General features: G+C 36.6%; 22 protein-coding genes and 1 pseudogene. 18 read left to right on the top strand and 5 right to left on the bottom strand.

Annotation, left to right across the window (positions count from 1 at the left end):
- Nucleotides 1-79: 79 nt before the first annotated feature.
- Nucleotides 80-2929, bottom strand: coding sequence for an aminomethyl-transferring glycine dehydrogenase (gene gcvP, locus ACAM30_RS05500; protein ID WP_369617577.1), 2850 nt, complete (start codon nt 2927-2929; stop codon nt 80-82).
- Between the two features lie 135 nt (nt 2930-3064).
- On the opposite strand from gcvP, the gene ACAM30_RS05495 reads away from it, so the two are divergent.
- Nucleotides 3065-3877, top strand: a complete 813-nt coding sequence (locus ACAM30_RS05495) for a hypothetical protein (RefSeq protein WP_369617576.1) — start codon at nt 3065-3067, stop codon at nt 3875-3877.
- Here the strand turns inward: ACAM30_RS05495 and ACAM30_RS05490 are convergent.
- The 4 genes from ACAM30_RS05490 to ACAM30_RS05475 all read right to left on the bottom strand — a co-directional run bounded on the left by ACAM30_RS05490 (nt 3864) and on the right by ACAM30_RS05475 (nt 6800).
- The gene (locus tag ACAM30_RS05490) at nt 3864-4328 is read right to left on the bottom strand and encodes a cell division protein (protein WP_369617575.1); all 465 of its coding nucleotides are present in this window, start codon (nt 4326-4328) and stop codon (nt 3864-3866) included. The two genes, ACAM30_RS05495 and ACAM30_RS05490, sit on opposite strands and share 14 nt — an antisense overlap.
- Nucleotides 4329-4361: 33 nt before the next feature.
- On the bottom strand, nt 4362-5267 hold the full coding sequence (locus ACAM30_RS05485) for a TIGR01777 family oxidoreductase (RefSeq protein ID WP_369617574.1): 906 nt from the start codon (nt 5265-5267) through the stop codon (nt 4362-4364).
- Between the two features lie 46 nt (nt 5268-5313).
- Nucleotides 5314-6135, bottom strand: coding sequence for a hypothetical protein (locus tag ACAM30_RS05480; RefSeq protein WP_369617573.1), 822 nt, complete (start codon nt 6133-6135; stop codon nt 5314-5316).
- Between the two features lie 161 nt (nt 6136-6296).
- On the bottom strand, nt 6297-6800 hold the full coding sequence (locus tag ACAM30_RS05475) for a GbsR/MarR family transcriptional regulator (RefSeq protein ID WP_369617572.1): 504 nt from the start codon (nt 6798-6800) through the stop codon (nt 6297-6299).
- Between the two features lie 331 nt (nt 6801-7131).
- Between ACAM30_RS05475 and ACAM30_RS05470 the strand changes: the two genes are divergently transcribed.
- The 17 genes and pseudogenes from ACAM30_RS05470 to ACAM30_RS05390 all read left to right on the top strand — a co-directional run bounded on the left by ACAM30_RS05470 (nt 7132) and on the right by ACAM30_RS05390 (nt 22121).
- Complete coding sequence (locus ACAM30_RS05470; RefSeq protein ID WP_264531403.1) at nt 7132-7791, top strand: hypothetical protein; 660 nt, start codon at nt 7132-7134, stop codon at nt 7789-7791.
- A gap of 88 nt (nt 7792-7879) precedes the next feature.
- Complete coding sequence (locus ACAM30_RS05465) at nt 7880-8056, top strand: DUF1843 domain-containing protein (protein ID WP_369617571.1); 177 nt, start codon at nt 7880-7882, stop codon at nt 8054-8056.
- A 73-nt stretch (nt 8057-8129) separates the two neighbouring features.
- On the top strand, nt 8130-8303 hold the full coding sequence (locus ACAM30_RS05460; RefSeq protein ID WP_017495080.1) for a DUF1843 domain-containing protein: 174 nt from the start codon (nt 8130-8132) through the stop codon (nt 8301-8303).
- Nucleotides 8304-8486: 183 nt separating this feature from the next.
- Nucleotides 8487-9917, top strand: coding sequence for a radical SAM protein (locus tag ACAM30_RS05455; protein WP_369617570.1), 1431 nt, complete (start codon nt 8487-8489; stop codon nt 9915-9917).
- Between the two features lies 1 nt (nt 9918).
- Nucleotides 9919-10497 (top strand): hypothetical protein, encoded by a 579-nt coding sequence (locus ACAM30_RS05450; protein WP_369617569.1) that lies wholly within the window; start codon nt 9919-9921, stop codon nt 10495-10497.
- A gap of 59 nt (nt 10498-10556) precedes the next feature.
- A complete protein-coding gene (locus tag ACAM30_RS05445; RefSeq protein ID WP_369617568.1) occupies nt 10557-11369 on the top strand; it encodes a hypothetical protein in 813 nt (270 codons plus the stop codon).
- Between the two features lie 49 nt (nt 11370-11418).
- Nucleotides 11419-12645 (top strand): hypothetical protein, encoded by a 1227-nt coding sequence (locus ACAM30_RS05440; RefSeq protein ID WP_369617567.1) that lies wholly within the window; start codon nt 11419-11421, stop codon nt 12643-12645.
- 7 nt (nt 12646-12652) lie between these two features.
- Entirely contained in the window at nt 12653-13567 is a 915-nt protein-coding gene (locus ACAM30_RS05435; protein WP_369617566.1) for a glycosyltransferase family 2 protein, read from the top strand.
- A gap of 11 nt (nt 13568-13578) precedes the next feature.
- The gene (locus ACAM30_RS05430) at nt 13579-14775 is read left to right on the top strand and encodes a hypothetical protein (RefSeq protein ID WP_369617565.1); all 1197 of its coding nucleotides are present in this window, start codon (nt 13579-13581) and stop codon (nt 14773-14775) included.
- Between the two features lie 259 nt (nt 14776-15034).
- Nucleotides 15035-16879, top strand: coding sequence for a hypothetical protein (locus ACAM30_RS05425; RefSeq protein ID WP_369617564.1), 1845 nt, complete (start codon nt 15035-15037; stop codon nt 16877-16879).
- A 104-nt stretch (nt 16880-16983) separates the two neighbouring features.
- Complete coding sequence (locus ACAM30_RS05420) at nt 16984-17397, top strand: DUF1842 domain-containing protein (RefSeq protein WP_369617563.1); 414 nt, start codon at nt 16984-16986, stop codon at nt 17395-17397.
- 259 nt (nt 17398-17656) lie between these two features.
- On the top strand, nt 17657-18361 hold the full coding sequence (locus ACAM30_RS05415; RefSeq protein ID WP_369617562.1) for a hypothetical protein: 705 nt from the start codon (nt 17657-17659) through the stop codon (nt 18359-18361).
- A gap of 749 nt (nt 18362-19110) precedes the next feature.
- Nucleotides 19111-19323, top strand: a pseudogene (locus ACAM30_RS05410) (helix-turn-helix domain-containing protein); the annotation flags it as partial.
- A 171-nt stretch (nt 19324-19494) separates the two neighbouring features.
- Complete coding sequence (locus ACAM30_RS05405) at nt 19495-19782, top strand: helix-turn-helix transcriptional regulator (RefSeq protein ID WP_369618641.1); 288 nt, start codon at nt 19495-19497, stop codon at nt 19780-19782.
- A 359-nt stretch (nt 19783-20141) separates the two neighbouring features.
- Entirely contained in the window at nt 20142-20363 is a 222-nt protein-coding gene (locus ACAM30_RS05400; RefSeq protein ID WP_369617561.1) for a hypothetical protein, read from the top strand.
- Nucleotides 20364-20592: 229 nt separating this feature from the next.
- Nucleotides 20593-21303, top strand: coding sequence for a hypothetical protein (locus ACAM30_RS05395; RefSeq protein WP_369617560.1), 711 nt, complete (start codon nt 20593-20595; stop codon nt 21301-21303).
- An 89-nt stretch (nt 21304-21392) separates the two neighbouring features.
- Nucleotides 21393-22121 carry a hypothetical protein gene (locus ACAM30_RS05390; protein WP_369617559.1) on the top strand — a complete coding sequence of 243 codons (729 nt, stop codon included), beginning with the start codon at nt 21393-21395 and terminating at the stop codon, nt 22119-22121.
- Nucleotides 22122-22243: the final 122 nt, after the last annotated feature.

Genomic DNA, 22243 nt, shown 5'->3' with positions numbered 1-22243 from the left:
GGACGAGACATAACAAAAATAAACCCGACAGGTTTTAAAAACCTGTCGGGTTTGGATATTATAAAAGAAAAATAATTTCTTAGTTTTCCATATAAGCTTCAATAGGAGCACAGCTGCAAACTAAATTTCTGTCTCCGTACGCGTCATCTACACGACGAACTGAAGGCCAGAATTTATTGTCAGCAATGTATTCCAATGGGTAAGCTGCTGTTTCTCTTGAATAAGGGAAATCCCAAGTATCAGCAGTTAACATCGCTAAGGTGTGAGGAGCATTTTTTAATACATTGTTTTTGTCATCGGCTGTTGCTGCCTCGATTTCTTTTCTAATAGAGATAAGAGCATCACAAAAACGATCTAATTCTGCTAAATCTTCAGATTCTGTAGGCTCAATCATTAAAGTTCCTGCAACCGGGAAAGAAACGGTAGGAGCATGGAAACCATAATCCATTAAACGTTTAGCGATATCGCCCACTTCAATTCCATTTTCTTTAAATGCACGACAATCTAAGATCATTTCGTGAGCCGCTCTTCCACATTCTCCTGTGTAAAGAATTGGGTAGTGTCCTTCGAAACGTGTTTTCATGTAGTTTGCATTCAAAATAGCATGCTCAGTAGCACTTTTTAATCCTTCAGCCCCCATCATGGTAATGTAGCCGTAAGAAATTAAACATACTAAAGCTGATCCGTAAGGTGCAGAGGAGATAGCTGTAATCGCTTGTTCACCACCTACTTTAAGGATTGGGTTTGTTGGTAAGAAAGGAACCAGTTTTTCGTTCACACAGATTGGTCCAACTCCAGGTCCGCCTCCGCCGTGAGGAATAGCGAATGTTTTGTGTAAGTTTAAGTGACAAACGTCAGCACCAATTGTAGCCGGGTTGGTTAAACCTACCTGAGCATTCATATTAGCACCATCCATATATACTAATCCGCCATTGTCGTGGATCAATTTAGTAATTTCAATAATTGAAGATTCGTAAACTCCGTGAGTAGAAGGATACGTTACCATTAAACAAGATAAATCATCTTTATGTTCGATCGCCTTTTCTCTTAAATCTTCTACGTCAATATTTCCTTCCGGAGTAGTTTTGGTTACAATGATTTTCATTCCGGCCATAGCTGCAGAAGCAGGGTTGGTTCCGTGAGCTGATGAAGGAATTAAACATACATTACGGTGACCTTCATTTCTTGACATGTGGTAAGCACGAATAGCCATTAAGCCGGCATATTCTCCTTGTGCTCCTGAGTTAGGCTGTAATGTAGTTCCCGCAAATCCTGTAATTACATTTAACTGCTGCTCCAGTTTTTTAAGCATGGTGATGTAACCTTCTGCCTGTTCAACCGGTGCAAAAGGGTGAATGCTGTTCCAGTTCGGCATTGATAAAGGAAGCATTTCTGAAGCTGCGTTTAATTTCATTGTACAAGAACCTAATGAAATCATTGAATGATTCAATGATAAATCTTTACGTTCTAGTTTTTTGATGTAACGCATCAACTGACTTTCTGAATGATGATTGTTAAATACATCATGTGTTAAGAAAGGAGAAGTTCTTTCTAATGAAGCCGGTAACTGACTTGCTGCAGATAATTCAGAAACAGTAAAAGTTTCTTTTCCTAAAGCTTCAGCAAAAATGGCAATAATTTGATTGATGTCGGCAATTGAAGTCGTTTCGTTGAATGAAATCGAAATAGATTCGGCATCAGGATAGAAGAAGTTTACTTCGTTTTTCTCTGCAACAGCTTTTACTTTTTGAGCGTCAGCTTTTACTAAAATCGTATCAAAGTAAGCCGTGTTGGTTTGGTAAACTCCTAATTTATTTAATGCTTCAGCAGCAGTAACTGCAGATGCGTGAACTTTGTTTGCAATGTATTGTAAACCTTTTGGTCCGTGGTAAACCGCATACATTCCGGCCATAACTGCTAATAAAACCTGAGCAGTACAAATATTTGAAGTCGCTTTTTCACGTTTAATGTGCTGTTCACGAGTTCCTAAAGCCATACGTAAAGCGCGGTTTCCGTTTACATCGATAGAAACACCAATGATACGTCCCGGCATAGATCGTTTGTATTCTTCTTTAGTGGCAAAGAATGCAGCGTGAGGTCCGCCATAACCCATTGGTACACCAAAACGCTGTGAAGTTCCAACCACTACAGCTGCTCCCATTTCTCCAGGAGAAGTTAAAGTAGCTAATGATAAAATATCAGCAGCAAAGGCAACTTTAATTTCATTTTCTTTTGCTTTAGCAACAAAAGAACCATAATCGTTTACCTGTCCATATTTTCCAGGGTATTGCAAAATAGCTCCGAAAAATTCATTTGAAAAATCAAATGTTTCATGGTTTCCAACTACTAATTCAATTCCAACCGGAGTTGAACGTGTTTGAAGAACAGATAAAGTTTGTGGCAAAATTTCTTCAGAAACGAAGAATTTGTTTGTATTGTTTTTCTTTTGGTCACGTGTACGAACGTCAAATAATAACGCCATAGCTTCTGCAGCAGCAGTTCCTTCATCTAATAAAGAGGCATTGGCAATTTCCATTCCGGTTAATTCAATAACAGTAGTCTGGAAATTTAAAATAGCTTCAAGACGACCTTGAGCAATTTCAGCCTGATAAGGCGTATAAGCTGTATACCATCCCGGATTTTCAAAAATGTTTCTTTGAATTGGAGCCGGAACGATTGTTGGATGGTAACCCAAACCAATATATGATTTGAATACTTTATTTTTCTTTCCTAATTCCTGAATATGGTTGGCAAACTCATATTCCGTCATAGCCGGGTCTAAGTTTAATGGTGCTTTTAAGCGAATATCATCCGGAAGGGTTTCATAAACAAGTTGTTCGATCGATTCAACTCCGATAGTCTGTAACATGTGTTGAAGATCTGTTTCTCTTGGACCAATGTGTCTTAAAGCAAAAGCATCTGTTTTCATATAGTAGTAAAAGTGTTGTTTTTTAGTCGCGCAAAATTAAGTATTAATAATAATTTAATGCACATTTTTAACTTCATTTTTTGTGAAATTTTCAATTAAAGATATGGTTTCTTAATAATTGATTAGATTTGAATAATGAAAGTGTTAAAGTACATATTAGATTTTTACCTGAATGGCAGTATTCATGTGGCTTTATCATGTTATGCACTCATTCGGATTACCTTTCATGTGTTTCATATTCAGTACGATGTGTCGATGGCACTGTTTGGTTTTTTTGGAACAATTGTGGGGTATAATTTTGTTAAATACGATGTTTTGGTTCGTGTTCAAAAGAAAAAAATTGGAAATCAGTTGAAATTTATCGCTGTTTTGAGTTTTATTTCACTGTTTTTGGTGGGCTATTATTTTTTTAAGCTGAAGAGGATTACTCAAATTATTTCAATTGTAATTTTTTTGATAACAGCACTTTACACCCTTCCGTTTTTTCCGAATCGGAGAAATGCACGAAATTGGGCAGGCGTAAAAATTTATATTGTCGCAATTTGCTGGGTTGGTGCTACGCTGGTTTTACCTTTGATAAATGCCGAAATTCCGTTTACTGGTGATTTTTTTATAAAATGCATTCAGCGTTTCGTCTTGGTTTTTGTTCTGGTTTTGGTTTTTGAAATTATCGATTTAGCGAATGACGATCCGCATTTGCAAACTGTTCCGCAAACAATAGGGGTAAAACGAACCAAAATTTTAGGTCTCTTATTGCTGATTCCTTTTTGGGGGTTGGAAGTTTTTGTTTCTACGTTTAATTATCATGATGCTTGTATCAATCTGATCATGATTTTTATATTGATGTTGTTTATTGCTTTTGCCAACCCCAATCGCTCCAAATATTACACTTCTTTTTGGGTCGAGAGCGTGCCGATATTTTGGTGGCTGATGATTACATTCCTTTAATTTTGTTTTCGGTAGTTTCTTTTAAAATTTTATTTCTTTCCAGAAGAAAACGAGTAAGATGTTTTTCTAAAAATAAAATATCAAAAAGTTCACCTAAAATCCCAAATGGAGTTTCATATTGCAGTTTGTCTTTCATAATTGTAAAACCGTCTTTTTCTTCAAAAAAATGTTCGTGTTTGAAAGATTTGAATTTGCCCTGTTCCATTTCATCGACAAAATAGGTATAGAAATTCATTGCTGTGATTCGGCTTTTATGAGTGAGATAAAATCCGAAATGCTTGCCGCGCCAGGTTACAGTTTCATTTAAATGGATTAATCCGGTTGTCACACCGGCAATGGCTTTTTCTTTTGATGAACTTGCAGATTGCTGGTGAACATCAATATTTCGTGAAGCATCAAAAACAATTTTCTGAGAGGCTTTTATTTTGGTTTTGAGCGTTATTGTTGTCATGAAATCATGGGGTATTTCAATTTGCTTTTTTATTTAGATCAGATTTTTTAGTGCTTTTTCCAGGGTGTCAAATTTAAACTCAAACCCATTTTCCTGCAATCGTTTCGGAATCACATTTCGACTTTTTAAAACGAGTTCCGTTTCTGTTCGAATGATAAAAGATCCTATTTCTAAAAAGAATTTGTTGAGTGGGATCCCGAAAGGCACACCAATGGCTTTTCGAAGTTTTTGCATAAAATCAGTATTCGGAATAGGGGTTGGGGAAACGATATTTATTTTTCCAGTCATCTCTTTTTTAATTATAAACTCGATTGCACTTGCAAAATCATCTTTGTGAATCCAGCTTATGAATTGACTACCTTTTCCTTGTTTTCCTCCAAAACCTATTCTAGCCAAAATCTTTAACGGAAGCAGAGCACCTCCATTTTTTCCCAGAACGATTGATGTTCGTAAAGCTGTTTTCAGGGTATTTGGAGTTTCTGTCTTAAAAAAGGCTTTTTCCCACGAGAGTGCCACATTTATAGAAAAATCATTTCCAATTTCGCCCTCGGTTTCGTCCATTGGTTTGTCTAAAGAAAAACGGTAAATGGTAGAAGTTGACGAATTGAGCCACTGTTTTGGAGGATTTTTACAATTCAAAACGGCTTTGTTTAAAATTTTTGTGCTTTCAATTCGAGATAATAAAATTGCTTTTTTATTCTTTGAAGTATAACGGCAATCAACAGATTTTCCTGCAAGATTAATCAATACAGAAGTATTTTCCAATTCGCTTTCCCAGCCTGAAAAAGTTTTAGCATTCCAGTTTACATATTTTATTCCGTCAATGATCTGAGATTTCCCGCGGGTGAGAATGACAATCTCTTCAAATTTATTTTTGAAATGACGTATTAAAACCTGTCCCAGAAAACCTGTTCCGGCTGCGATGATGAGTTTGCTCATTGTTGTATTTTTTTGGTACGAGTTGCTCGAATTAGCACTAATTTTTTTATCCGTTTAAAAGGAAGAATAAAGCAATAATTCGATATAGAATCCAGGTGTAAGATAAATAAAAAGGAAGTTTTAGAATTTTGATTCTTCTAAAATGCTCCAGAAACATTATCAAAACGGTTATTCCGAACCAGCCCAAAATGATAAATTCTGAAAGTGGTATAAAGTTGCTCAGAAGCAAAACAGGACTTAAAATTAAGGATCCCATCAAAGAAACCGTCATTAGATTTCCGGCATAATTGATAATGGTTTGTTTGTCGAATTTCAATAAAAACAGACTTTGGAAAACAATCTGACCCAATGCCAAAATGATTTCTCTTGAAATACTGGTTTTCGGCAAACCCGGAATCAGATTAGCATAACCATAAAGAATAGAACTTGTTACCGTTAATGCAAATCCGATAAACAGAAAGCGGTATTTGTAATTAAAATCAGGAGTACATTGTAGTTTGTTCTCTTCAACTGCATTTCCAGGGATGATTACTTTTCGATTGTAGGAAACAAAAGAATACATTTTTTTGAGGAGAAAGTGAATCGGTTTTAGAGTTGAAATTTTTTCAATCAGCGGGAAAGAAAAACCGACAACTTTAATTAAACTGTCAATTCCATAGGTTACCGTTTTGGTTTGGTTATCAATCAAAGCGATTTCGTTGGGTGCACGTTTTAAATCCACAAAATTCTGTTCTTCTTCAGATAGCTGACAGTATGATTTTCTTCCGTTTTGATCTAACATGCCACTTTTTACAAAGCCGGTAGTATATAAACTGCATAGCGGGCAATCTTCGTCATAAAGCAGGGTTTGGTTTTCCAGCGTTTTCATAGTTTATAGTTTATAGTTTATAGTTTATAGTTTATAGTTTATAGTTTATAGTTTATAGTTTATAGTTTATAGTTTGTTGTTTGTTGTTTGTTGTTTGTTGTTTGTTGTTTGTTGTTTGTTTTGAAGTTTCAGAAAAAAATGAAAGTTTTGATTAAATTTTTTTATTTCATGATTTTGAGAACGAGACGTCCCAACCAGTTTTCATTAAATTCCGTCATTTTATCCATCATATTATCTGCCTTTAAAACGAAATCATACAATTTAGAAGTCTGATCTACAAAGTGTTTTTCTTCTGCGGTATTTTTTGCTTCAATTGTAGATACTTCTTTTAATATTTTAAGAGCAGGTTTAATTTCTCTTTTGCTTCTTTCTCTGGCAATTTTTACAGCTAGTTCATCCAAATCTTTTTCCGCTGTAAAGAATTCTCTTCTCTCCCCGGCTTTGAACTCTTTGTATACAATTCCCCAATCCATTAAAGCTCTCAGGTTCATGCTGGCGTTTCCGCGTGAAATTTGCAATTCCTCCATGATGTCTTCCATAGAAACAGCTTCATTCGAAACCATTAACAGCGCATGAATCTGCGCCATGGTTTTATTAATTCCCCATTGAGAACCTAAGGCTCCCCACGTTTGTACGAACTTATTTTTTGCTTCTTTGAATTCCATGAAACAAATGTAAGTAAAAGTTTTTAAACTTTCAAAAATAAATGAAAGTTTATTGAATTGGCTTTTTTTAAGAATTATCTTATGTCTTGATTTTTGAGTCTTATGACAGATAATTCTCATTTTATAACATTTTTTCGATTCGATCTTCATATCTAAAATAGCTTTGATATAGAAATTTAATGAAAGAAAATTATTTGAGTAACTGATTAATTATTAATTAGTTGAGATTGAAAAAGTGGAGCAGAACCCACTCGAAAAAACGGACTGTTTCGCACAGTTAAAAGCGAAGGCGGATCTGAAAAGCCTCATGAGTAGGACAAAAACTATTATTATGCAAGCAATACCTCAAAAAGTAAAAAATGTAAATGTGTATCCTTATGTAGAATGGCATGGAGGAGGAGTTGGACCAGTTATTCTTCCTGTTGTTGAAAAAGCTACCGGTACCTTTGCAGTTGGAACACTTATTAAATCAGTGTTTTATAATCTTGATTTGAACACACTGTCTGAAAAACCAAAATTAGGTGTACACCAAAGATATATAGCAACTGGAGAATATGAAGACGGTACTCCTTTTACTACTCCGTGGATGTACTGCACAAATGCGGGAACTCAGCCTGAGTTTGGAAGAACTATTACGCTTGGTAAGCCTGAATCTGAAACTATTAATGCAGAAACTTTGCCTCCATATATCACATTGGGAGCACTTACTGATATTACAGTTTCTCAGTTATTCCCGGCACCGGCAATAGGACAGAGAGTGTTAATTGAAAACGGATCGGGAAATGTTATCGCTACCAGAACAGGAACACCTCATGAAATGGGAAGCGAAGTAAATACCGGAAACCGTCTAGGTAAATTAACTGCCGGAGCGAAGAATATCATTATTACCGGAAAAAATAAAGAAGGTCAAACAGTGACTCTGGGTAATTTGACTTGTTTGAGTCCAAACGAACCGGCACTCTTCCTGCATCAGTTCGGTTATAGTAATTAAGGAATCAGAAAGTTTCTCTGGCAGAAATTTTTTCCTGTAAAAAGGATGAATCCTCAAACAAAACAATAATAACTAAAAAACAACAACTATGGGAATAATCATGCCTTATGGTGTCGCTGTTAGAGAAGCTCTTGCCTCTAATGACCTGGCCAAGATGGAAGCTGTTGCCAAGCAAGCAAAGCAAACAATAAAAGATCAGGGAGATCTGACTGTAGCTTTATTAGACTTATTGGACGCAATAGATTCTCTAAAGAACAAGAAATAAGCTGACTTGTACAGAAGAACAAGGGGGTATCTGAAAAACCTAAAGAGTAGGAATAATCAAAAAGCAAAATAGTATGGCAACAGTACTTTACGGAGTCGGAATCAGAGAGGCGATAGCTTCTAATGATTTAGAAAAAATGGTTGCGGTAGCTGAGCAAGCTAAGAAAACCATTAGAGAACAAAAAGATTTGCATGTAGCATTGGTAGAATTGCTTGATGCAATTGATGCCTTGAAAAAGAAAAGGTAATTTAAAAAAGACGGTTTATCAAGTTTTACTTTTTAAACCGTCTTTTAAATAATTGTCAAACCATAAACAAAATTAATACCGATTGTATAGTCAATATAGTCCAATTGCGTGGTACTATTTTCATATTACATCGGCATTATATCATAAAGCATTGTACTAAAATATTAATAAAATTGATATAAGATGGATACTACTAAGACCTCAACAAGATACCGAGTAAGAGATGATTATGCAACGGCCACTCCGGTACATGTCGTATGGGAAATTACGCTGGCTTGTAATTTGAAATGCTCACATTGCGGATCAAGAGCCGGAAAAGTAAGACCGGGCGAATTAACAACTGAACAATGTTTTGGGGTTATTGATAGTCTTAAACGTCTTGGTACCAGAGAAATTTCGATTATTGGAGGGGAAGCTTTTTTAAGAAAAGACTGGATTGAAATTATCGAAAGAATACATCAAAGCGGGATCGAATGCTCTATGCAGTCCGGTGCCTATAATTTAAACGAAGAAAGAATCATTGCTGCAAAAAATGCAGGAATAAATAATATAGGTGTTTCCATTGATGGAATGCCGGATACTCATAATAAAATACGAGGAAGAAGAGATTCTTTTGAACATGCCGTTAATTGCCTCGAACTACTCAAAAAGCATAATATAACTTCCAGTGTAAATACAGTAATTACAAAAAGAAGTAAAAATGAGATGAACGACCTTTTGGATGTTCTGATTGAAAATAATGTTAAAAACTGGCAGATACAATTGGCTGTTGCTATGGGAAATGCCGTAGACAATGCAGATGAACTGATCGTTCAGCCTTATGAATTAATTGATTTTTATGATGAACTTATTGTGATCTACAGAAAAGCCTTAGCTCATAATATCCTGATACAGGCAGGGAATAACATTGGTTATTTCGGACCGTATGAGCACATTTGGAGACAGGGTAATGAAAAATATTACACCGGGTGTTCGGCAGGGCATACCGGAATAGGGATTGAGGCAGATGGTAAAATTAAAGGCTGCCCTTCGTTACCCACAAGTGCCTATACAGGAGGAAATGTAAAAGATATGGCACTGGAGGATATTTGGAAATACAGTGAAGAGATGGTTTTTTCCAGATATAGAAATAAAGAAGAATTATGGGGCGGCTGTAAAGGCTGCTATTATGAATCTTCCTGTCTGGCGGGCTGTACCTGGACAAGTCATGTATTGTTTGGTAAGAGAGGGAATAATCCTTTTTGCCATCACCGTGCTTTAGAATTAAAAAAGAAAGGTCTTAAAGAACGAGTAAGAAAAATACAGGAAGCACCGGGAACGTCTTTCGATATGGGACTTTTTGAAATTATCGTCGAAGATGAAAATGGCGTAATTGTAGAAATACAATCACCTTACAATGAAACTCCTGTTCCTGTTGTTGATGCGACAGCAAGAGTTCCAAGAATACCTAAAGCCTTAAAGTTATGCAATGGCTGTGATAATTATGTATATGAAGAAGAAGAGGTTTGCAGTTTTTGTAACAGCAACGTAAAAGAGGTAAATGATGAATATGCCGCTAAAATGGAAACAGCAAAACGCTCACTGGAAAAACTGGAATTCTTAATGATGAAATAGTATGGAGCAATTAAGAAGCATTCAATCGGAAATTGATCAGTATTCAAGTCATATTGAAGAAGGTTTAAGTCTGTCGGAAATTACCATTAAGTACGGACTAAATTCTTATCGATACGGATCTTCCAGTTTCTTAGAGGCTCTTTTTGACCCGATTCAGATGACTCCACAAACGGTATTTTACGATTTGGGTTCCGGTTACGGGAATGTTATTCTATACGGCGCTGTAAAATATCCGGATGTTCAGTTTAAAGGAATCGAAATTCTGGAAGAGCGAAATAGAATCTGCGTTGCTTTAATCGAGAAAGAAGGACTTGCGAATGTCAGAGCAATTTCGGGAGATATTTTAAAAATGGATATCTCGGATGGAAACGTTTTTTATCTGTACAATCCGCTGTACGATTTTCAGTATGCTGAATTATTAGAAAAGCTCTATCAGATCGCTCTGAACAAAAACATTACTGTAATTGCCGAATCCAGCTGTAACTTTTTTGATGACGCCGATTGGTTAGAGCAATATCATTTTAAAGATATCGATGTGCTTCGGAAAATTAAATATTACCGTTCTAAATCTGTTGATTAAAAAACCACCAACAAACAATAGAAATCAAAATCATTAATTAACCTAAAATCAAAACAGTTATGGCAAGTTTAAGTTCAATTATTCTTCCGGTTCTTGAAGGAATGGAAGAATCACATTTAAAAGATCAATTATTAAAATTCCTTCCTAATCAGGAGGAAGCATTTGCAAAAATTGAGAAAAGTTTCAATCAGCTGACTTCTAAAGTTCAGGACAAAGAACGTTTACAGCGTTTCTTTCACAGCTGGAGTCAGACCAATAACAGCGCAATGACCGTATCCGGAATCAGCAATCGTATGACCATGCTGGTTCATAAAAATCAGCCTATTGGAGATGAAAAAGCATTATTGCAATCGATCACCAGTTTAAACCGTATCGTTGATGAAGATCTGGCAGTGGTAGGCAGAATTTTACATTCGCAGCTGTTTTATACTATGGCGACTACAATTTGCACAGATGATGACTGGCTTTCCCGTCGTTACCTGAATCAGAGTGCCTGTGATTTTAAAGCATGGAAAGATCAAAACTCCTTACGAAATAAAGACATCATGATTGCTTTATTGACGACTTTGATACATGAAATTTATACGCATGGAGAAGTAGAACTGATCTTGCCAAAATTCCAGTCCTGGTTGATTAATGATTACGGCTACACAGAAGAAGAGTGCGATAAAACATTAGCATGGATCAGTGTTCACTGTGGGCCAACAGAGAAAAATCATTTCTTTTTTGCGGTTAGTTCCATTTTTCATTACGCCAAAGCAATGAATATCGATCTGGAATCGTATGATCTGGAAGCAATTGTCAACGACTATTTAGCAAAAAAATCGGCTGTAATGGTAGATCTTTTGGAAGTGGAAGAATTGAGTTTTTAAATCTGCGCATCTCATCATTTATAAAAAAAAAAATAAACTTCAACTCTATATGTCAAAAATAAAACTACAGCAAAACCAAGCTGATCAACAGGAAAAATGGAATCAGTTGTTTTTTGAATATTTTCAGAATATCAACATATTAGGCAGAGATGCTTTTGCGAATTCGTCTGTCGTCCTGTCTCCGGAGTATAACAAACCGATGGATCGCCTGTGTGCTGTTTTGAACAAAGCTTGTACAGCAATTGTTTTGAATTATTTTGAAGACAGCAGAATCCGGAACTATTATCAACTGGAGAAGGACCTTGAAGCTTTATTGAAAAAGTGTAATAACCAAAGCTATAATCAGGGTTTTTATCGCCCTGATTTTTTATATGATACTAACGACCAGCCTAAAATTTGCGAAATAGGAGCACGTTATCCGTTAAATGGATGGATGATCAGTTATTATTTGCATCTGATAAACAATCAGACCAATGAATATAAAGATCAAGTGGCTGTAGGGAGAACAGATTTGAAAAATCTTATCGACGATCTGTCACATCAGTTCGCTCCTCATAAAAAAGTAGCTCTTATTCATGATGATGAAAAAGGCAGCGATATTTTTAATGCACAAAGGGAATTGGCAAAATTAAATATTGAATTAATTTCTGCAAAACCTCAGGAGCTAGCAATTGTAAAGGATGCAATAGAGGCCAACGGAGTACCGGTTTCACAGTTTATACTCGAAATGGATCGGGAAGAATTAAAAAAAATCAGTCCCGATGTATTGGATAAGTTAATCGAAGAGAATTGCTATTTCAATGACATCCGGACTTTAATCCTTATTCATGACAAAAGAGTTTTGGCTGTTATGTATGATGCCGGGATTATGCAGGACTACCTTAGTAAAGAAGAGTACCTTTTTTTAAAAGAGTATCTCATCCCAAGTTTTGTGATTACCGATCCTGTTGAATGTGACGAATTTACCAATACAGCACAAAATCTGATTTTAAAACTAAACAGTGGTGGAAGGGGAATCGGAGCCTACGTGAAAAGCGATTGCACAGATGAAAACTGGAATACTATAGTGAGAGAAAACTGGAACAGCTATCTCATTCAGCATTTTGTAGATCAAAAAGAGTTTGATGATGCTGAAAACAATCGTCAGATTTATTTAGTGGGAATGCTGTTGTGTAAAGACGATAAAAGTTATGGATCCGGCATGTTTCGAGGATCAGATGAATCTGTTGTAAATGTGCATCAGGGAAGGGCTTTGATTTATCCAATAGCACAGTAGTCAAAATATGAGACATACCGTTGTGATACCTCTTTATAATAAGGAAGCTTATGTCTATGATACCATTCGTTCTCTGGCTTTTCAGGAAAAAAAGGTGTCGGAGCTTATCATTGTAGACGATTGCAGTTCAGACCTGAGTTTGATATATCTAAAAGACGCGCTTTCCTTTTTTGCCCCTCAATTTTTGCAGACAGATGTTCAGATTATCGAGCTCGAAGAGAATAAAGGTCCGAGTAATGCCAGAAATATCGGAATCGAGCTGGCAACCGGAGATTTGATAAGTTTTCTGGATGCAGACGACTGTTATTTGCCGACTTGTTTGCACGATGTTAGTGCTATGATGGAAGAGGAGAATCTGGATATTCTGATACTTGGCATTTTGCTCATCCCTTCAAATCATTATTTACCGAAAATTAAATCATTTGAAAAAGAAATGATTCCTTTTTCAGAGGAACTGTTTTTAATTCCGAATCCATTGCACACGATTAGTTCTCCCGATTTTATTATGGGTTTTGGCAGTAATGTTGTGATCCGAAAAAAACATCTCGAAGACATTTTCTATGAAACTGATGTTTCGATAAGTGAAGGCATTGACTTATGGTATCGGGTACTAAAAAAATTACCTCAACCCTCCAGAGTTGGATTACTGAATAAAGCCTGCATCGAAGTACGCGAAGTAGAAGGAAGTTTGTCGAGAATCAGTCCCACAGATTGGAAAGCAATTGAAATTCCGATCATCATAAAGCGGTACAGAAAAAGTTCGAACCGATACGATCAACAGTTAATGGGAATGTATTCGCAGCGATGGCTGGAACATGCCATGGAGCGATTACCATCCTGGCAGCAGAAAGGACTGTTTATTTTCAATCATTTCAAACTGTTAGTTAAGAATAGTTATTATTTAAAAAGAAGAAACTCCTAAAACGACCCCTTATGTATCCCGTTTGTATCCCTCCAAAAATAGACCATACTGAATTACAGGATTACTTTGAATTGGTTAAACAAAATCCTTTGTATATTGAATTTTACAAAGGAAATGATTTTGCTGCCGGAGCACCGGTGCTGAGCAAAAAAGAATTGATGCCGATTTTAGAGACAAAATTTAAACTTGAGGAAGAAAAAACCGGCGTGTATTTGGTACGCTCAGGTGGGAGTACTCACAAGCCTCTCGTTTTTCCGGTTGATATTCGGGAGAATCATAATCAGCGTCTTGCATTGGCAGGAGAACTCACCCGAACTCACTTTTTTACCCCTAAAACAATTGCCCTGAACATTTTTGGTTATTCTGATATGTACCGCACGGCAGCTATTATGGATGATATTCTTGAAAAATGTCAGGCCACAACTTTGGCATTAAGTGCCCATGCAAGTTATGCCGATATGGAACAGGCAGCCCGTCATTTCAAGCCTGATTTTATATTTGGAACTCCTTCAAAATTAGTCTGCTTTGCTCAGTTTTTGCAAAAGAACAACAGAACAATAGAAATAGGAAAGTTGTTTTATGCTGGTGAGTTTTTACGACCTAATACACAAAAATTTTTAGAGCAGGTGCTCGGTTTTCAGGAAGTGTATTCCATGTATGGCTCTGCCGAAACCGGAATTTGGGCCTGGTCGCATTGTACTAAAACGCCATCCTTGTTTTCTGTTATTAAAGGTATCATCGTTGAAATCATTAATCCCGATGAGGAAGGATACGGTACCATAGCCGTAACGAATACATTCCGTAAAAGATTTCCGGTTTTTCGATATGCTATTGGAGATGTCGGGAGATGGGTAGAACTGGATGGAAAATCTTTCCTTGAATTAAAATCCAGAGAGGCAAAATCTTTTATAGTTTGCGAACAGCATTACGACTTAGATAAATTTCTTTCGCTTACAACTGAGGCAACTGCTTTTCAGATTCAATTGTCAACCAATAAAAATTTTAAGGATCTTGTAAAGATGTTAATCGTGCAAAATGTTTCTGATGAAAGAAAACATGATTTTGTGAAGGAAAAACTTGCAGCATTGAAAAAACTATTGAACTACGAAGACGGTTTTATGGAGGTTGAGGTTCTGCTGGTTACGGCGGCAGATCTGTACATAGATCCCAATACGACTAAAACACCCGTGTTGCTGGATCGGAGATAATGTTTTTGAGCAAGGTTGTAATTCTTATTTGGTCTTTTAAAGAATTCTGTTCCATTGATTATTCGCTTTATGGATAAAAAAACCAGTCTCATGACATTTTTTTATGTAGGACTTCTTATGCATTGTAATTTTAATGGGGAAAATTAAAAATGCTGGTTTTGTGAAGTTAATATAAAGAAAATCAGTATGATATGATTTTTTATTGAGAATCAAAATAATACCAAACAATCCAAATTAGTAACCCCAAAAGCAAACTACCATGAAAGATTTAGCCTCTTCTTCGAAAACATGCGTCGATCCGATACCAGATTCAAGATATCCGGTTTTGGATACTTTTACAGGGCCTCAGCCCCGACTTCCACAATTTTGGAAATGTACCTGTGTACTTCACCCTTTTAGTCCTCTGCAGAGTAATAGTACTACTGCCGACAAAGAGAGCCCATTTTTTGAAATTTGTACCGCGACGGTCTATTATGCCGAAGGACTCGGATTAAACGCTTTGCTGGTAGGCGCTTCCGGCAGAAGATGGTGGTACAGAGTTACGCCAACTCAAACAGAAGTATCGACAGATGGAAGCCGTTATACACCGATCAATGTAGGTTGGAGAATTCCAACTACAAACTGGTTTGGAAATGAAAGCAGTAGAGCAAAATGTTCCGGAACCAGCTACCTCAACTGGATGAAGGCGCAAAAAGTAGATTGGTGGAAAATTCCGGTGGGCAACAGCAGTCCGGCACCTGCTACCTGGATGTGGTTTGACCACAATACTAATTTTCCGGTGCGTCTTATGTTTGGACAAGGACCAGTGGCACGCCCGGGGTTGGGAGATGTTAATCAGCTGGCATTATTTCAAATGTTCTCCTTTACTTATTTCTCCACTTTTGAAAGACTAACAAGTAATCCTTTAAACACACCTTTGGTACCTCCGGCTGTACAAGGTTTTTCATTTGGAAATCCTAGTAACTTTGAGTTATTTACATGGAATACTAATTTTGGAATGACTGTTTTCATGACACCGGTCAACGAAGCATTTAATCCGCTTCCTACAAGGGTTTTATACAATTGGAGAGACAATTCGCAATATCGCGTTTCATCAGACAGAAGTCAGAGTACATTGATGAAATATACATACAATCCCACAAATCCATTTACCGCACAGCAAGCGCTTCTTACGGGGCCAACTCCTAGCGGGATGACACCGCCGCCTAATAGTGGTGCAGGATTTTTAATTAACTATTTGGGAGACAGAATAACAAATGCGATTGGTTTTGGAAATTTCCCATTCCCGCAGCAACCGCCAAACTGGGTTCAGATTCCGGCAGTACAAGGAAAAATTCATGCCACTATTGAACGTAATCCGGCACTTTGCCCGGGTAATACTGCCACTGTTGTTGGTGTACTGTTTCCGCCTTCGGGGAATAATTATCCTGATTCTACTTATTTATGGACCTGGTATAGTCCTTTGAATCGAACCGGAAGCCAAAGCCGACCTATAACTTTCATGCAATCGCAGTCAGGTGTAGGTTTAGGAACGAGTCTAGCTCTGGCAGATTATTTTGATTATGAGGAATTTAAAGATCCAATTCCACCTTGCAATTTCGCAGTTCCGCCAGTTGATTTTACCGTTCAGGCAAAACCGAATCCAAGCACTCCCGATAATCCTAATCCTTCTTATCCATGGCTCGATACAGGTGTTCGATTGAATCCTAGCAGAGTTGCTACTATAAAATATAAAGACGGTTTATGGACGGCTAATCCAAATATCAATAACGGTCATTTGTATAATTCTGCCGGAAATCCAACTTTTATTAGTGCAAAACCCGGTTATGCGCTTCCAGGTGCAAACGAAGGAGCACTGGTAGGTAAAATTGGAGATACTGTTTTCTTAATCGGACTGGGAGCAAATACGCCGCCGGGATTAGTTGGAAAATTAGAACTATGCATTAATGACGATTTGAAAGGCATTTACGGAGCAGGTCTAACAGATAACATAGGACAGGTAAACGTACAGATCAGTGTTGCTTCTCCAAATAAGGGAAAAGTTGGACCAGTAATAAAAAGCGGGACAGAACCCACTCTGGAAAACGAGCCGGTATCTGAATAAGGAGAGACCTGATCCAATGATAAAAAGTGGAGCAGAACCCACTATAAAAAACGAGGCGGCATCTGAAAAGCCCTACGAGTAAGAAAAATTTAAATTAAAAGATTATGGCAGATTTATTAGCAGGTGCCTATTTAGCAAAAGGCACAATCGGGAATGTAGGAACACCAGGTGCTCCAATTGCATCATTTAGTTTAGTTGTTGTACCGTCACAACATTCTGTTTCAGGTACAGTAGTCATTACACAGGCCATTCCGGGTCCTGATAGTCATATCGTCGTTCATGTAAAAGGAAGAATATACGCAGCCGGATTTGGTAAAATTACTCAGGTAGTTAGTTTGAGCGGACAATACGTTCAATCTGTTCCTCCTCCTGCAATTGGTTCTTTCCTTGCCAACTTTGAGGCACACTTAGCAATCGATAATTCATGGAACGGTACAGGAGGATTCTCTTACTGGAATCACCATATCGAGAATGTGCCGGTAAAGTCTGTAAAGAATTTGACAAAAGAACTGGCTTAGAAACCAAATTCTCCCCTAACAATTCAATACAGGAATACTGAATGAAGAAAAAATTCTTATTCCATTGAAATCTAAGGACCGCCTGCTTTGGGCGGTTTTTTGTTTCAGGGAATTTTTTCAGATTTAAACTAACCAAAAGAGTATTCCTGAATCACCAAAAACAAAACAATGATTAAAAAACGAACTGTTCGCATTCAGAGCAAAATGCGAGGCGTAACCCGAAAAACCTTATGAGTAGGGCCAAACAAACTAATAAATTATGACAACTTTTAGCACAACAATTAATATTAGTCCGGAGGATGTAAAAATTTTAAAAGAGGAAGGATATTCATTATACGGATTTAAATCGGTAGCGGCATTTGGTGATGGTTCTCCAACAGTGTGGTTTCGTTTACCGCCAGAGGAATTATTGACTGCAACCAAAATTACCTGGCAGGAACAGTTTCAGGCTTACAACTCAACAAGTACGGTAGCATCTATGATTGTAATCGAAGCACGTAATACAATCGATGCAAGTTTAGATGACTTGATAACTATTGAAAAAGGATCCGGGAATCTCAAATCGACTTCAGGCGGTTATCCTGGAGCAGTATCTTTTTTGAACAAAGATACACAGCATTTTGCGGTAGGGATTAATCAGTTAGTAAACGGGAAGCCAAATGTCTTGTGTGCCTTTCCAATTTTAGGAGCCGGGCATGCAAGAGTTATTACGCCTATTAATAAAATAGCGCTAATTTTTTCTAAACATAGGATCGAGACAGCTACCGTAATGACAAGAGCAATGTCTGCCGGAGCCTTTTTTGATCTTACGGGTACAGATTCACGTACGGTTGATTATGGAATAAATGATGGCTGGAGTGCAAAGGGTGGTAGCTGGTTAAAAAACTTTAGAGTTTTTACAGATTTGAAAAACCTGTTAATTGAAAGAACCAACAGCTTTGAAAAAGCAGTAGAAGAGAGATAAACAATAATAGGTTGAGTGTTTGAATTACTCTTCATCTGAATTTGGATGAGGAGTAATTCTTTTTTTTTTAACTTCAAAAGAGCAGGATGATCAATAAACGAATCATTAACTTTTTTAGGAAATGATTGAGGTATTAAATAAAGTAAAAAAGGCTAACTCATTGTATTCGGCTCTGCCATTGTCTCCCAAAAATAAAATTTTAGCTGTCATACGGGTTTTGTACAATAGAATTCCGGCATCCGGATCTTTTCAATAAAACTTCCGATTTTGGTTTCTGACCAGCAAACCCTTCGCAAAAATAAAATGTAAGTTTTAGTAACTTTTTGCAATTATGGCATTAAGAAAAATCTTATGACTAAATTAGTTGTTTTCGTGCCATCATATATTGATCCTGTGACATTTTCCTGTATTAAATTGAATGGCTCGTTTAGTTTTGAAAAGATAAAGATATAAAAGCCATTGATTTAGTATGCTGACCTCAAACAGTATGAAATATCCTTTTTTGAAATTTAGTTTGACACTATTTTTTTGATTGGCTTCTAAATGTTTTTTCAGTTTTGCATTTCTCTTTCTCAGCTTGTCTTTATTTAAATAGGATAAAATATTATTTAAAGCGTATAAACTATGAAAGAACTTGAGATTGAAAAAAGCACTAATTTTTCGGATGAAAATTTTTTACGGCAGACTGATGCTATTATACAAGAAAAAAAACAGACCCTTCTTTTGGAGTCTCCCAATTAGCCGATCAGTTAAAGATCAGTAAAGCACAGCTTAATCGCAAAGTGCAAAATCAAATGAGTTTCTCTCCGGGGAAACTCATTTTGTATTATAGGATGCAGCTAGCAAAACATATTTTAGAAACCAATAAATACTCTATTGAAGAAACGGCTCTTTATTGCGGTTTTAATCATGTGACCAATTTCAGTCGTAAATTCAAACAAGAGTTCGGACTTTCTCCCTCAGCATATCGCGATAACTGTCTGATTACAGGATTCAAGCCGGAAGATTGGAAGATTCCCTTAAGCAATGAATGCTTTAACAAACTCATTCAGTTGAAAGAAGAATACAAATGGCTTACAAAACTGCTGATTATTGTGATTGATAATTTCGACAACGAGGCATTCTGTATAGAGATGCTGTCAGCCAAACTTTTTATGAGTCCGTCAAATCTTAATCGGAAAGTAAAATCACTATTTGGATTTCCTGCTATACGTCTGTTAAGGGATATACGTCTTCAATTTGCTGCGGAGTTATTAGTAGTACAAAAGAAATCAGTTACCGAAGCTGCATCTCTTGCCGGCTTTTTTGATATTGCTCATTTTTCCCGTGTTTTCAAACAAAATTTTGAATGCCCGCCAAGTAAATATAACACCAATAGTCATTTATTTCCATTTGTTAATTTATTAAGAAAAGTGCTATGATTCAAATTGATAAAAAGTAGCTTATTCTGTACAAATAAAAGAGCGAATAAAGGGATAGTTTTGACTTATTAGAATTAAGGATTGTACAACCCGAATCTAAAAACTCATTGAGGGATACTGCAGATCAGGAAAATGAGAAAATCAAAAGTAAAGCAAAAATGTAATTCGTCTCAATAATGTAAATGAGATTTTTATCTCAAAGAAAAAAAGAAAAATACAGCTTGATTGACACGGATTTTGTGTTTACGTTATTGATAAAAGTATATCATTTATAGGAGTAAAATCCACAATTTTTCTGAGGCAGGCAACGAAAAATAATTGCCTCTTTCAGTAATGTTTAATTTAAAAAAAGAGAAATCATGGCAGATGTATTAATTAAAAACGAAGCAGGAACCGGGCCTTTGGCAACAGGAAGAACCAATGACCCAATAAATGCTAACATTTTACACGTAACAAATATTGATCCTGTAGTCCGAATTGTATTAGGGAATGACTATATGGTAGGTTTGGATGACGGTAGTAATATGGTAGGCCGCACCTGTACTGCATTAGCAGGAAATAATGCAACATTTACAAAATAAGTAAAAGTTGCGTTTGCCGGTAATACGATTTGCTTCTTTAAAATAGTGCCTCACTTTTATCAACCATGAATATTAACTATTAGAATTCTAAAAGTGTAAACGATTTTACGGAAGTGTTAAAAAGAGTGGAGCAGATCCCACTTAAAAAAACGACTTGTCTGCATTCAGAAAATAATGCGGGGCGTAACCCGAAAAGCCTCATGAGTAGGGCCAAACAAACAAATAAATTATGGCAACTTTTAATACAACAGTAAACATTAGTCCTGATGACGTAAAAATTTTAAAAGCAGAAGGATATTCTTTATACGGATTTAAATCGGTAGCAGCATCAGGGGATGGTTCTCCAACAGTATGGTTTCATTTACCAGCTGAAAAATTATTGACTTCAACCAAAATTACCTGGCAGGAGCAGTTTCAGGCCTACAACTCAACAAGTACGGTAGCACCTCAGGTTGTAATCGAAGCGAGTAATACCATCAATACAGATTTAGGGGAATTGGTGACTATTGAAAAAGGATCGGGTAATATCGAATCGACTTCAGACGGTTATCCGGGAGCAGTATCTTTCTTGAATAACGATACACAGCGTTTTACAGTAGGTATTAATCAGTTAGTAAACGGGAAATCAAATATCTTGTGTGCCTTTCCAATTTTAGGAGCCGGATCCGCAAGAGTTATTACTCCCATTACTAAAATAGCCCTTATTTTTTCTACAGAGAAAATAGAAACGGCCACTGTAATTACAAAAGCAATGTCTGCAGGAGCCTTTATTGATCTTACAGGTACAGATTCACGTACGGTTGATTATGCAATTAATGACGGCTGGAGTGCAAAGGGTGGTAACTGGTTGAAAAACTTTAATGCTTTTACAGATTTGAAAAAGCTGTTAATTGAAAATACCAGCAGCCGTGAAAAAGCATTAAGCGAAAGAAGTAAATAACAATATAGGGTAGTGTTGTTTGAATTACTCTTCATCTGACTTTGGATGAGGGGTAATTCTTTTTTTCAATCTAAATTAAAAATATCAGGATGTCCAATAGACTCATAATTAACTTCTCTCAGGAAACCGTTGAAGTATTAAATAAAGGAAACTATAGTTTATGCTGTTTTTTGGCCTCAAGGTCCAGAAATGCTTCACAGTTCAGACCTTTGTGCTGGAGTGTGACCAAAAATTTCCTTAGATCGGTTTTTATAGAATGGGAATACAGCCTGAGTGGTTATGTATCGACGAGCGAGATTGCAGAAAATCAAACCATATACATTCCACAGCCACAACTTGACAGACCTGAATCGAGATCAACTTCAAGAAGAAGTGTTGGAGGAACAAATTATAAAATAGAATTAAAACAGCGATTGCTGATTCAGGATTTTGGAGCGGTCTCAGTAGATACCAATAATGATAATCCAACCGTATTAATTCAAAATGAATCCGGTACAGAGTATGCCACGGGGATCTGCATCTATAATAATAACGATAATCGGTATTATGGCAGCTGTACCTTTAACATTTTCGGAAGACAAAATATTGAGGTTACCCCTGACAATAAAGCCTTTTTAATGTTTAGTGACAATAATCCTCAAAATAATACGGTAATGATCACTTCACAAAGTCCGGGAATCTTGATTGATTTTGATTTGATAAATGATTCCAGAATAGTCACATTTGATGTAGATCAGGGCTGGAGTTCCAATGACGAAGCATGGGGAACAAAATATCCAGTTGGTACCAACCTGCAAGCTTTGTTAGTTTCTCAATAAATTTAGAAATCCATTTTCTGATATCGTTTCATTTTTTTGCTCATTTAATACCTTATTATTATGGTAAAAACTCGCTCCCAAATATTAAGTGCTTCTGTGTAACGTGTCGATTATTACACGTA

Source organism: Flavobacterium sp. CFS9, assembly GCF_041154745.1.
In the GTDB taxonomy this organism is placed as follows: domain Bacteria; phylum Bacteroidota; class Bacteroidia; order Flavobacteriales; family Flavobacteriaceae; genus Flavobacterium.
Note: the sequence above shows the minus strand (reverse complement) of the source record. Positions and strands in the feature narration are given on the sequence as shown.